The organism is Pseudoalteromonas sp. TAE79, assembly GCF_000498015.1.
GTDB lineage: Bacteria > Pseudomonadota > Gammaproteobacteria > Enterobacterales > Alteromonadaceae > Pseudoalteromonas.
Map to the genome: position 1 here is coordinate 1 of NZ_AUTL01000030.1, position 12,221 is coordinate 12,221.

Genomic DNA, 12,221 nt, shown 5'->3' on the forward strand with positions numbered 1-12,221 from the left:
ATCATGACATTGAGATTTAGTTCAAAAAAATCCCCGCTAATTTCTTAGCAGGGATTTGTGTATAAGAGACAGCTAAAATAGCGCCTTTTTACTACATAGAAAAACAAGCTTAAATCGCTTCTTCATCTTCCTCTGCAGTACGAATACGTATTACACGCTCAACATCTGTGACAAATATTTTACCATCACCGATTTTTCCTGTTTGCGCCGTTTTTATAATAACTTCAATTGCACGGTCTACATCTTCATCAGTCAATACAATATCAAGTTTTACTTTAGGTAAAAAATCGACCATATACTCTGCGCCACGATATAGCTCAGTGTGACCTTTTTGACGCCCAAAGCCTTTAACTTCGCTTACCGTCATCCCCGTAATACCCACATCAGACAACGCTTCACGCACATCATCTAACTTAAAAGGTTTAATAATTGCTTCTATTTTTTTCATATTAATTACTTTTGAAAGCTTCAGTTGTCTCGATTTTAGACAATCATAGTGTTCATAGCAAACAAAGCAATTGAATTACGGTGATAAAACAACCGATCGTGGTATAATTTATTATATAAAAATAGCTATACTTAAATGACTAGCAGTAAATGAGATTAATATGAAAAACAAACAAAACGGGTTCACCCTTTTAGAACTCATGGTAACCGTAGCTATCGTTGGCATTATTGCATCAATTGCGATTTGGAATAGCAGCGATATGCTAGAAGAAAATAGAGCTGAGAATTTTTTGTTGGAATTAAAAAGAAATATTAGCTACGCCCGTGCTCAAGCTGCAAGTACAGATGAAATAGTCATTGTATGCCCTGCTCCCAATACAGTTACAAGTAGTAGCTCAAGTCTCACATGCCAAAGTGAATGGGCATCAACTAATACCGTTATTTTATTTATAGATACTGATAATGACGGAAGTTATAAAAGCGCAAACGATAGTCTATTACGTGTAATGTCAGAAACTCCGTCTAGCGATAGAATAAAATTCTCTGGTAATAATAGCCTTCGGTTTAATACGAGCGGTCGTATTACGACAAGTTTAGCTGGCTCAGGTAGCTTTACGGGCTTTGTATACTGCCCCAATAATGACAACGAAAACAATAAAGCGCTGAATGTATCAGTATCTGGTACTGCTTTTTACCTTGGTGACACCACTGAAAAGTGTGATTAAAAAACGTACAATTATATCTTGCCATATTTGTATCATTTACTAGACTGAGTTAATCATTTATTAACTCAGGTCTTCAAGGATGAGATTATCAATATCAAAAAGTAAGGGAGTAACACTTCTCGAATTAATGGTATCTATGGCTGTTGTCAGTATTATCAGCCAATTATCTATGTGGTTTTACCCAGATTTTTTAGCTAAAAACCGCTTAGATAACCATGTGAATCTGCTACACCGAAATATAAATTATGGCCGTTTATATGCCATTGAAAATACTACTTACGTCACGCTTTGTGCACTAAAAGGCAGCCAATGCACAAAAGACGAATGGGATGGTCAAATGTCACTCTTTATCGACAAAGATAAATCAACGACTCTAGATGATGATGAACTACTCTTAAGCACTTTCGAGGATGTTAATGAGGCCGATACTTTAGAGTACCCCCGTAGCGCCATTACATTTCGTCCAGATGGCTCTTTAAATGGTTTTCAAAATGGGACTTTTATATATTGCCCTAATAGCGATAAAGCCAATCTGGAAGGATTGGCTTTATCTGTAAGTCAAACTGGCAGAATACGTATTAAATCGACTGATAAATGCCAGGAAAGGTAACTCTAATTATCTTCCCCAACAATAGTCAATATCCTTTCCTTCGTTTGTTTTTGCACCTTGCGCGCCTTTAGTACCTATATCAGTTATAGATAGCTCGGTGCAATCACCATCTCCTTTTACCGGCCCTGCCACGGGTTTAGCAGTGATTGTAAAAGCATTTTTATCGGTCACTTTAATCGTTAATTCAAAATGTTTATTCTCGGTTTTGTCTTGCAACCCTAAATCAGTAAATTTCTCTGTATATTCCCTATTATCAACAAAATACTGCTCTTCCTTGTTTGCGGCATCTAACAATGCTGCAGACGCTTCAGCGCGCGAAGCACGCTTTACATATTCTGTATAATTAGGCATCGCAATTGCTGCGAGTATGCCGACGATAGCAACTGCTATCATCAGCTCAATTAAGGTAAATCCATGTTGTTTTTGATTCATTTAAAGTCCCTTAGTCTTCTTCATCAGGTATAATTTCGTCATTTTCTTCGCGCTTATAAATGTAAGTTTGCTGGGTTTTAAAACCAAAACCTAACGCCTTATCTTTTACGAGTTGTATTTTTCCGTTAGCAACTTTTAATCCTGGCCCTGTTATTTCAAGTGGTTGCAGCGGGTTTTCTGCATCCTTACCTTTAATACCCGGGCCAATTAAATAAAACTGACTTTTCACTTCCTCTTCAGGGTTATCATCACACACTCCATTACCATCACTATCTGCGCACGATGAACCAAAGTATAATTGTGGAGTATCAGGTACTTCATTACTTGTATCAAACTTAAGTTTATCATATACCTTAGTTCCATAATGAAGATGAAAAGCATAGAGTGAACCACCACCACCACTAAGTGAGCACTGGTTTTTTGTAGAGGAGTCTGAAGCGGGTGTAAATGAGGTAAAGTAAGCAACCCCACCCACAACTGTAGCAGCTGCTAATGACTTTTCACCCGTAGTTAGTTCGTATCGCCAACCTTTTTTTAAAGCCAAAGCAGCTTCTAATTTAACGAACCCTCCTATATCACTTTTTCCATTTTTGCTATTTAATGTTTTCTCAAATGGGTCATCGTTCATAACCATTAAATCATGTGGCATGATTGGTGTAGGTTCTTTACCTGTAAATGATTTTGTAACTGTATTTTCATCTCTTATCATAAATAATTGATCTGCAGTTTTTGCATCATTCGGATTCGTTCTTTTACCACTACCGATGACAACTGCATCATATGGAGAGTCTAGTCTAGTTATAACCTCTCCAATTATTGTTACTTTACTAAACAGCGTTCGTGCAATCACTGGTTTATAAAAAAAGCGTCTATCTGCTCCAATACCTAATTGAGCTAATTTATGGTGATTAAAAGCTCCTTTCTTATCGCCCGGCATATCTATACGCCAGATATCACCTCCTGTATCTGCAGCATATATTCTGTCGATATAACCATCATAATCAGAATCTAGTAGAGTTATATCTGCAGCAATACTATGTTTTCCTTTAAAATTATTATTATCTAGTAATGACCAAAGCTTAGTACCTGTATTTGCGTCAACAATATAAATATTATTACCTACAGAGTCAGCCTCTGAGCTAGTATCTTTATTTGTGTCATAACCACCACCAAAAACCAGTACTGGTTTATCACCAAAAGCTTTTATAAATGCCACTTGCGGCTTTGACCAAGTTTGACCCAGTTTTGTGAAGTCTCCTTCACCTCCCTTTATAGTCCATTTTAACTTTGGATTATCAGGAGCGGTTATATCAAAAGCATAATAATTTTTTCCTCCACGACGCATTCCAACAAATGCTAAAACTTTATCTCCTTTGGATACATTTACAATACCATCGTTAACGTTATCACTATTGAGACTTTCATTTTTGGAATACACGCTAATAGGCCCATCCATGCCATATTGCTTACCAGATTCTGCTTTTCTTAATGGTTTAATTATTTTAAAAAGTACAGACGGTATAAACGCCCAACTTTCTTTAACTTCATTATTTACATCGTCATCTTTAAACATATGTAAAAAGCCAGCATTAGTACCAATCAGTATACGTATATCATTATTACCATAATCTATTGCTACAGGCCTAGAGTGTAAGGGATCACCAAAGATATCATTACGCTGCTCGCTTTCAGGATTCTTATTATCAACATCAACCCCACGCGCCCAATTAATCGTATTTTCAAGCTCAGACTTATCAATTAAGAAAGCACTAGCTGCCTGGCTTTCACCCATAGCATCAATAATACTGTCGGCCTTAAAAAAGCCGATATCCGTTAGCACTTTACGATCTTTATCCTTTATAGTTGCCAGCATTGCATTAACGCCACCATTTTTTACCGAATTACCATCTGCAGAATTATTAACAGACCAAAAGGTTTTTGCATCCTTACTAATTAATCCATCTTCATTGAGTGCTAACTTTAACGATGAATCAATAATTTTTCCGTCTGATACTTTTAATTTTTTTAAATTACCTCGCCAACGTGTACTTTTATCTGGATAAAACATAGCAAAATAGATTGCATCTCGACTTCGAGTTTGATCTACGTTATTACTAGCCACTGATGGAGAAATGAAAGTACTATTTTCTTCTCTAATTTGTGAAATTGTATTTTTAAGTGCAGAAGAAAGGGCTGCTGCTGATTTAGCTTCAAAATAATCCCCACCACCAACCTTAGCTGCTTCTTCTAAAAGTTTGAGCGCATTTTCACCCATTCCATCACCAAAACCTATAGTAAAAAGCCTACCCGTATCAATCACCTCAGAGGTCTGAGGATATAAATCAACAGATATAGTCTCTGTACCATATAAAATTTTGGCTAACGCTACTAAATAGCTTTTATAGCTCCCAAATGAACTCGAATTAGCTCCAAATATATCTTTATATTCTTTATTTATACTTCCATCAGCTTCATCATCATTTTGAGGTTCACCGTCTGTTATAAGAATAATATTAATAGAGTTATCACAGCGCAGTGGAGTTCCTTGATCTTGTTTAAAAGGTGATATGTACTTGCTATTTTCATCAATGCTTTTATCTCTGCCGTTAACCCTCCTCGCAAACTTAAGATTTTGTCCTGTGATGTATAAATATGCCTCCCACAAAGTTTCTGTTAATGGAGTTGAACCATATGCAGGTAGCTCATTGATTTTATTAATCAGTGTATTTTCATTTGCACCTATTCTAGCAAGCACATAGCCGCCACCGGGTTCATTACCTGCGTTATAATTAAAACGCATTAAACCAAAGTCAATATCACTGTTGTCATTTATTAAACCTTTTACAGCTCTTTTTGCAACCTCAAGCCTTGTCCCACCTTCAACTTCATCAACACAACTTGGTTGATAATTGGGGTTGTAACTACCTCCAATGTTTATGTAACATTGTTGATTATATTCACTATAGCTGCTTTTACTTTCATAGCACTGCCCTAGTTCCACATATACATCACGCCATAAAAGCCCTAAGAAGTAGCTTTCTCTTCCCTTTATATAACATCGCTCTCTTGTGCCTGCTGATGTAACTTCCTCGTCCATACTTCCTGACGTATCAAAAATAAAAAGAACTCTTGGTTTTTCATCGAATTTTACATCTTTATTTACGTAAACCTCAATATCATCAGCAACAACTAGTGAACTAAAAGTAAAAAATAGTAAAGTAAATATATTCCTAAACATAAGTTTCATATTAAATCCCCTTCCCTACATTAGCCATTTCTTGTGACACACCTGTAACAATAGTTAACTGATGCTTGCTCTTAGATCCATACTTAATCGTGGTAGATACTTGCACCATATTACAAGAAACGCCAGCTGTGTAGCTGTAACTGCGAGGACAATTTAATTCTAAAGTTCCCGTATTTAAATTAATCATAGTGCTTTTCATTTCACTGCCAAGCAATGATATGTCTTTTTCTTTTTTTTCTAATTCGTTACCATTTTCATCCTTTCCAAGAGTAACAGTTTCACTCTTAGTGAGAAAAAAATTGCTGTTCTTCCCTTTTTTTGCCTCTATTGCAATTACTTTTTGCACTTGACCAATTAACTCATTCTCAGCTACTTCTCTTTCCTGAGCAGCATTCGTTATTTTAATATCAATCGTACTACTACTCATTAGGGTAACTGCAATGCCGGTAACAGCTATCACCATAATTAATGCTGTTATAAGTACCACACCTTGTTGCTTACTGGGTAATAACTTTAAATTTTCCATAAGTTCCCTCCAACATTACTTAAGCGAATAGTGGTAGTAAATACCGTACGCCTGTAGTTATCGGTAAATGTTAGCTCTCGTTTATCGCTACCTTCACCCAGTATATATGTTTGATTTTTAATTTTAACTCCAGGATCGGGTTGCAACGCTCTAATCAATAAAAATAGCTGTACTGTTAAAATACCTTTTCGATTTTCCCAATCAGTAGGGTTCATGTCTTTAATGCTGCGGTAAGTATCTACTCGGCTATCATTGGTAGTGTCTAAGCCAAATACAAAACGCATGTTTTCAACACCTTCCATTATCGTTTCAGAGGTCATTTTTCCATTTACTAATCGTTTTCGTCTTAATGCGGGGACTTTTATTTCTTTATTGTTTACTAAATATTTTTCTTCTTTAATATAATAAACATGATGACTATATGGCCAAATAGTTGCATTAATATTTGTTGGGGTATGTTTACCGGTTACAAAACTTGCTTGTTCTTGTTCTGCGATAAAGTAATTTATTTTATCGCTAGTAGTATTAGTACCTGCAACAGCATCATATTGAGGATCACCTTGTAAAAACTTGAGCTGAAGAATATCGGTCTCTTTATTATCAGCAGGAATAATGCCATCGTTTATGCAATTTAGGTTATCTTTACTCGTAGTAGTTTTTGCATAAATAGTACGAAAATTACTACTACTGGTTAAATCTGGAAAGCTGCCGTTATTAGTTCCATCTGAACAATCACCTGTAATCGTCGTTGCAGAAACGGTTGTATTTACTGCTGTGAACGAGTCATCATAATAAGTTCCCCAAAAGCCAACTTGCTCGATATCGCGTTGCATAATATTTATAGCTAAACGTCCTGACTCCTGGAGTTCACCGATAGTCATAGTGTCTTTTGTGGTTACTTTCATACTAATAAAAGTAAACATAACGCCACCAAGAATTAAACCACCAATAAATAGTGAAATCATAACTTCTACAAGAGTAAACCCATTTTGCTTCATGTTAGCTCCTCACATATATATAACTGGTTAAAACAACGACCCGGCGTTTTTTATCAGCGGTGCCGCAATCTACAGCTCCCGTAGCTGCATTTGCTGTAAATTCTTGCCGCCCTTGCCAAGACACGATAACTTCGATATTAAAAGCCTTACCACCAGAACCAGCCACGGCAACCGGGTTTATACACACACTTGCATCATCTAACGAGCCAGTATTATTTCTGGCCTGTATTGCACGTTTCCACTGTTCAAGATCAAGTAAAGCAATTTGCTCAGCACTGCATGAGCCACCAAAGCATGTTGTTGATGAGCTTATGGGAGTTTTACTCGTAAAGTTTTTCTTATAATGTGCTACTAACTGAGGTGTGTCATTAGCACGAATACGTTGAATAATGTCATTTCCCAGAGCAACTGCAGCAGCACGCTGCATAGAATCAAAGCTTGCTTGCTTTGCTTTTGCTTGCAAAGCAACTGCGCCTAAAAGGCCAAAACTAAGAATAATAAATGCAATTAGCACTTCAATCAGAGTGAAGCCTCTTTGCACTTTTACGTGAGGTGATTGCATAATAAAACCAAATAAAAATTATCTGATTTTAAGTTTATGTTATTTATTTGAGGAATCAATGAGGACTAAGACAAGCGGTTATATTTGTTGATAAACGGTTAATTAAACCTGTTTATTCAATAACACCGTTGATAATTAAGACTCAAATGTATTTAAATCAGGGGGAGGTTAATTGCAAGGTAAGCCTAAAGCGAATTTTTTACTAATTTAAGCTCACGGCGGCTCACTGGCAATAACTCACTGCACCCTTGTAGCTCAATCATATGATTGCCATTCGCTTTTGAATGCAAAGCAATTACTTTTTGTTTATTAACCAATGTATTGCGATGAATTCGCAAAATATGTGTAGGAAATTGTAACTCTAATTGTTTTAGACTTTGTTCAAGTAAAGCTTCTCCACCACAGAATATCATTTTGGTATACTTTTCTTCGGCACTAAAATACAAAACATCATTTATATCAACACTGCGTAGAGTACCAGCTAGCTGATAAGAGATTTTTACATTTTGTTGTTTTTGAATATGTACTTTATTTAAGCGCCCGACTTGCTTAAGCACCTTTTGCAATGATTGCTCTGAAATAGGTTTAACTAAATAACCTGCAGCGCTTAATTGTAAAGCATCGAAGGCATGCTCAGGGTGAGCAGTTATAAAAACAATAGCAGGAGGTAGAGTTAAACTATTGAGCTCATTAGCAACTTGTAAACCATTCATACCAGGCATATCAACATCTAAAAAAATCAAATCCGGCGTTTGCTTTTTAGCCAGTACTAGGGCTTCATTACCATTACTTGCCTCGCCTTGTACAACTATGCTTTTATCATGTGCCAACAAACGAATTAAGCGCGATCTCGCAAGAGGTTCGTCATCAACAATGAGTACGTTCATACACTGCCCTCAATTAGCTTAGGAATAACGACCTTGACCCTAAACACATCATTTTTATTAGTAATTGTTAGCTGCGCTTTATTTTTATAATAAATATTTAATCGCTGGCGAATATTTTCAAGCGCCATGCCGTTATTAGGCCTAGTTTGAGCATTAGAAATTGTTATAGGGTTAGAAACAATCATGGTTATATAGCCGGTAGTTATATGTAGCTCTACTTTTATTTCTGCACCATGCTCACTTGTTTCAACACCGTGGCATACTGCATTTTCAATTAATGGCTGCAGGGTTAAACAAGGAATGCTCAATGCGGGAAGCTCATTGGGTATTTGCCAATCAAGCTTTAAGCGGTTACCAAAACGCCATGCTTCTAGTGCAACATATTGCTTGCTAAGGGTTATTTCGTCCTCTAATGGCACGCTTTGCCCTGAGCGCATTGCCGCTTGCGATAAAGCAGCTAAGGCTAAAATAGCCTGCTCAGCTGCGGTTGCATCATGATGGGTAAGCTCTGCAGCGGTATTTAAACTGTTATATAAAAAGTGTGGGCGAATACGTGCTTGTAATGCATCAAGCTCTGCGCGGGCAAGCGCTTTAGTTTGCTGCTCTTTTTCAAAATAAATTAATAAAAACTGGACGAATAAAGCAGTCAGTAAAGCCACTATAATACAATTACGAAGTATGAAATAAATTAGGCTATTTGTATCATCTATATCAAAAGCAAAATGAGAGAATAAAATACTAAAAATGCATGTAGATAATAAAAAAAAGACAAAAAACAAACTTAACTGAAAAGTTTGAGTACGTTTTTGTAAAAAAAACCTACAGAAGTATAAAGAAGAGGTACTGACTAACACTATTAAGTGTAAAAATAAGCTTATTATTCCAAGGCGAAGCCAAATATCATCTTCTACATTGGGTGCAAAAGCTAAAACAATAGCAATAACTTGAGAAACAATAAGCGTGGCTAATACGCCTCGTTCATTAAAAAGAGCAGAAAAAAGCAAACCATCATTTTTAAGTGACTTGCTCATAACGACTCTCCTTTAATCTAAATGTTTAATATATTTAAATTAACGTAGCTCTACAGGAACAGCAAATACTATATTTTCTGCTTCGCCAGGGTTCTCAACAACCTGTGTACCACCTAGCTCTTTTAATCGGCTTATTACTTGTTGTACAAGTACTTCTGGCGCAGATGCTCCCGCAGTTACACCTACTGATTTAGAACCTGAAACCCACTGCTCTTGCACATCAGTTGCGTCATCAATTAAATAAGCTACAGTGCCCATTTTATCTGCAAGTTCACGTAGGCGATTAGAGTTAGAGCTGTTTTTAGCCCCTACAACTAATAGCACATCAACTTTATCAGCTAGGTCACGAACAGCGTCCTGACGATTTTGCGTTGCATAACAAATATCATCTTTGCGAGGTCCATCAATTGATGGAAACTTATTGCGTAGTGCATCAATAACATCAGCAGTATCATCAACTGATAAAGTCGTTTGACTACAGTAAAAAAGATTTTCAGCATTTTTTACATTAAGCGCAACAACATCATCAACGGTTTCAACAAGATAAATACCACCGTCTGAGTTATCATATTGTCCCATTGTTCCCTCTACTTCAGGGTGACCATGATGACCAATTAAAATACACTCAATACCTTTACGACTCGCACGTGTAACTTCCATATGTACTTTAGTTACAAGCGGACACGTTGCATCAAATACTTTTAAATCACGACGTTTTGCCTCAGAACGAACAGCTTGCGATACGCCATGTGCGCTAAAAATAACAATGCTGTCGTCAGGTACTTGATCAAGCTCTTCAACAAAAACCGCACCACGACTTTTTAATCCATCAACCACATAGCGGTTATGTACTACTTCGTGGCGAACATAAATTGGCTTTTCAAAAATATCTAGGGCGCGCTCAACAATACTAATAGCACGGTCAACACCAGCGCAAAAGCCGCGTGGATTAGCTAGTAATATTTCCATTAACCTTCCACCTCAATAATATCAACTTCAAACGTTAAACGTTGGCCAGATAAAGGGTGATTAAAATCAATCGTTACCGACTCACCTTGCACTTCGCGAACTAATCCAGGAAGCTCAGTACCGTCTGGTTGAGTAAACGCAATAATTGCACCTACCTTAGCTGGTGTTTCTGGGCCAAATTTACTACGGTCAACGTAGTAAATATTATCTGGATTTGGCTGACCAAATGCATCTTCAGGTTCTAATTCAAACGTTTTACTTTCGCCTGCAGTTAAACCTAATAAACACTTTTCGAAGTTTGCCGTTAAACTGCCATCGCCCATTGTTAATTTAGCAGGTTTGTTGTGCACCTTGGTAGAATCGGCGGCAGAGCCATCTTCTAATTTAATAGAAAAATGGAAAATAACTTGCGAGTTTTCACCAATTACAGCTTGGCTCATGCTTTATGCTCCTTCGGACTCTCGCCGGTAAAGGCATCAAATAACAATAATGCTGCGCCAATACAAATAGCGCAATCAGCAATATTAAATACAGGAAAATGTGAGTCTTTATAAAATACGTGAATAAAGTCGATTACATAACCATACGCAATACGATCGTATAAATTACCAATAGCGCCTGCAAGTACCAGTGCATAAGCACCGCATAGTACTTTGTTTGTTGCAGGTAAGCGTTTTAGCCACCACACAAGCAAAGCACTAATAGCAATGGCAATCGCACTTAAAAACCAACGCTGCCAACCACCCGCTTCACTTAAAAAGCTATAAGCAGCACCATAGTTATGCACATAAGTAATACTAAAAACAGGGAGTAAGTTTATCGACTCTTGATAAGCCATAGTCCCTACAACAAGTGTTTTACTGGCAAAGTCTATTACTAGTAGTAATAGACTCAACCAAAGCCACACTAAACCACTTTTTTGGGCTAGTTTGCTCACTAAGAATAACTCCTAAGCGAATTGACGCTTTTCGCCTTCGCCGTCAACATTACTTACACAACGACCACAAATTTCAGGATGAGCAGGGTTAACACCTACATCTTCACTGTAATGCCAACAACGCTCACATTTAGCAGCATCTGTTGCAGCAACACTAATGAATAAACCTTCAATTTCGGTAGCTTGTGTATCAGCTGGCTGGCTATCAACTTCAGAAACATTTACGGCCGATGTTAATAATACAAAACGAAGTTCATCACCAAGCGCATTTAATTTAGCGGCAAGCTCTTTACCCGTGAATAAATTAACCGTTGCTTGAAGCGTTGCACCAATGACTTCTTCTTTACGTGCAGCTTCTAATAAACGGTTTACTTCGTCGCGTACTGTTAGAATTTCTAACCAGTCATCGTTACTAAATTGGCTATTTGTTGGCGCTTGTAAGCCATCGTACCAAACAGATGTAAATACGTAGTCACTACGCTCACCTGGTAAAGCTTCCCAAATTTCTTGTGCGGTAAAGCTCATAATAGGCGCCATCCAACGCGTCATAGCTTCTGCAATATGATAAAGCGCTGTTTGACAAGAACGACGTGCATGACTGTCACTCTTAGCTGTGTATTGACGATCTTTAATAACATCAAGGTAGAACGAACCAAGCTCACCTGTACAGAAGTTCATTAGCTTTTGCGTTACTAATAGCATTTGGTAGCTATCGTATGCGGCTAAAATTTCGTCTTGCAACTGAGCAGCACGACCAACAATCCACTTATCAAGCTCAACCATGTCATCAATAGCCACTTGATCTGTTTTTGGATCAAAACCATTTAGGTTAGCTAGTAAGTAACGGCTC

14 protein-coding genes are annotated in these 12,221 nt (G+C 37.3%); 2 read left to right on the plus strand and 12 right to left on the minus strand.

Annotated elements, in window-relative coordinates; all coding sequences use genetic code 11:
• Positions 1–109 precede the first annotated feature (109 nt).
• Complete coding sequence (glnB, locus tag L655_RS0100855; protein ID WP_024603773.1) at positions 110–448, minus strand: nitrogen regulatory protein P-II; 339 nt, start codon at positions 446–448, stop codon at positions 110–112.
• Between the two features lie 160 nt (positions 449–608).
• On the opposite strand from glnB, the gene L655_RS0100860 reads away from it, so the two are divergent.
• Both L655_RS0100860 and L655_RS0100865 read left to right on the plus strand, forming a co-directional pair.
• A complete protein-coding gene (locus L655_RS0100860) occupies positions 609–1,172 on the plus strand; it encodes a GspH/FimT family pseudopilin (RefSeq protein ID WP_024603774.1) in 564 nt (187 codons plus the stop codon).
• A gap of 79 nt (positions 1,173–1,251) precedes the next feature.
• Positions 1,252–1,782: a GspH/FimT family pseudopilin gene (locus tag L655_RS0100865; RefSeq protein WP_024603775.1), complete on the plus strand. Its 531-nt coding sequence runs from the start codon at positions 1,252–1,254 to the stop codon at positions 1,780–1,782.
• 6 nt (positions 1,783–1,788) lie between these two features.
• Here the strand turns inward: L655_RS0100865 and L655_RS0100870 are convergent, their stop codons facing one another.
• The 11 genes from L655_RS0100870 to L655_RS0100920 all read right to left on the minus strand — a co-directional run.
• Positions 1,789–2,214 carry a type IV pilin protein gene (locus tag L655_RS0100870; protein ID WP_024603776.1) on the minus strand — a complete coding sequence of 142 codons (426 nt, stop codon included), beginning with the start codon at positions 2,212–2,214 and terminating at the stop codon, positions 1,789–1,791.
• A 10-nt stretch (positions 2,215–2,224) separates the two neighbouring features.
• A complete protein-coding gene (locus L655_RS0100875; RefSeq protein WP_125825531.1) occupies positions 2,225–5,452 on the minus strand; it encodes a PilC/PilY family type IV pilus protein in 3,228 nt (1,075 codons plus the stop codon).
• Positions 5,453–5,462: 10 nt separating this feature from the next.
• Positions 5,463–5,987 carry a hypothetical protein gene (locus L655_RS0100880; RefSeq protein WP_024603778.1) on the minus strand — a complete coding sequence of 175 codons (525 nt, stop codon included), beginning with the start codon at positions 5,985–5,987 and terminating at the stop codon, positions 5,463–5,465.
• Positions 5,975–6,985, minus strand: a complete 1,011-nt coding sequence (locus L655_RS0100885) for a PilW family protein (RefSeq protein WP_024603779.1) — start codon at positions 6,983–6,985, stop codon at positions 5,975–5,977. The genes L655_RS0100880 and L655_RS0100885 overlap by 13 nt, the downstream gene beginning before the upstream one ends.
• A 1-nt stretch (position 6,986) precedes the next feature.
• Positions 6,987–7,547, minus strand: coding sequence for a type IV pilus modification protein PilV (gene pilV, locus L655_RS0100890; RefSeq protein WP_024603780.1), 561 nt, complete (start codon positions 7,545–7,547; stop codon positions 6,987–6,989).
• Between the two features lie 185 nt (positions 7,548–7,732).
• Positions 7,733–8,434, minus strand: a complete 702-nt coding sequence (locus L655_RS0100895) for a LytTR family DNA-binding domain-containing protein (protein WP_024596571.1) — start codon at positions 8,432–8,434, stop codon at positions 7,733–7,735.
• A complete protein-coding gene (locus tag L655_RS0100900) occupies positions 8,431–9,465 on the minus strand; it encodes a histidine kinase (RefSeq protein WP_024603781.1) in 1,035 nt (344 codons plus the stop codon). The genes L655_RS0100895 and L655_RS0100900 overlap by 4 nt, the downstream gene beginning before the upstream one ends.
• Positions 9,466–9,504: 39 nt before the next feature.
• Complete coding sequence (gene ispH / locus L655_RS0100905) at positions 9,505–10,434, minus strand: 4-hydroxy-3-methylbut-2-enyl diphosphate reductase (protein ID WP_024603782.1); 930 nt, start codon at positions 10,432–10,434, stop codon at positions 9,505–9,507.
• The gene (gene fkpB / locus L655_RS0100910) at positions 10,434–10,874 is read right to left on the minus strand and encodes an FKBP-type peptidyl-prolyl cis-trans isomerase (RefSeq protein ID WP_002958231.1); all 441 of its coding nucleotides are present in this window, start codon (positions 10,872–10,874) and stop codon (positions 10,434–10,436) included. The genes ispH and fkpB overlap by 1 nt, the downstream gene beginning before the upstream one ends.
• Positions 10,871–11,371, minus strand: coding sequence for a signal peptidase II (gene lspA / locus L655_RS0100915; RefSeq protein ID WP_007376920.1), 501 nt, complete (start codon positions 11,369–11,371; stop codon positions 10,871–10,873). Before lspA ends, fkpB begins: the two co-directional genes overlap by 4 nt.
• A 12-nt stretch (positions 11,372–11,383) precedes the next feature.
• Positions 11,384–12,221: class I tRNA ligase family protein (locus L655_RS0100920; RefSeq protein ID WP_029751528.1), on the minus strand; the 838-nt coding region annotated here is incomplete at its 5' end.

Excerpts from the sequence above, each read along its gene's own strand:
- L655_RS0100865 (WP_024603775.1), top strand. The coding sequence starts at position 1,252 with ATGAGATTATCAATATCAAAAAGTAAGGGAGTAACACTTCTCGAATTA.
- L655_RS0100900 (WP_024603781.1), bottom strand. The coding sequence starts at position 9,465 with ATGAGCAAGTCACTTAAAAATGATGGTTTGCTTTTTTCTGCTCTTTTT.
- fkpB (WP_002958231.1), bottom strand. The coding sequence starts at position 10,874 with ATGAGCCAAGCTGTAATTGGTGAAAACTCGCAAGTTATTTTCCATTTT.
- L655_RS0100880 (WP_024603778.1), bottom strand. The coding sequence starts at position 5,987 with ATGGAAAATTTAAAGTTATTACCCAGTAAGCAACAAGGTGTGGTACTT.
- glnB (WP_024603773.1), bottom strand. The coding sequence starts at position 448 with ATGAAAAAAATAGAAGCAATTATTAAACCTTTTAAGTTAGATGATGTG.
- L655_RS0100860 (WP_024603774.1), top strand. The coding sequence starts at position 609 with ATGAAAAACAAACAAAACGGGTTCACCCTTTTAGAACTCATGGTAACC.
- ispH (WP_024603782.1), bottom strand. The coding sequence starts at position 10,434 with ATGGAAATATTACTAGCTAATCCACGCGGCTTTTGCGCTGGTGTTGAC.
- pilV (WP_024603780.1), bottom strand. The coding sequence starts at position 7,547 with ATGCAATCACCTCACGTAAAAGTGCAAAGAGGCTTCACTCTGATTGAA.
- L655_RS0100895 (WP_024596571.1), bottom strand. The coding sequence starts at position 8,434 with ATGAACGTACTCATTGTTGATGACGAACCTCTTGCGAGATCGCGCTTA.
- L655_RS0100885 (WP_024603779.1), bottom strand. The coding sequence starts at position 6,985 with ATGAAGCAAAATGGGTTTACTCTTGTAGAAGTTATGATTTCACTATTT.
- L655_RS0100870 (WP_024603776.1), bottom strand. The coding sequence starts at position 2,214 with ATGAATCAAAAACAACATGGATTTACCTTAATTGAGCTGATGATAGCA.
- L655_RS0100875 (WP_125825531.1), bottom strand. The coding sequence starts at position 5,452 with ATGTTTAGGAATATATTTACTTTACTATTTTTTACTTTTAGTTCACTA.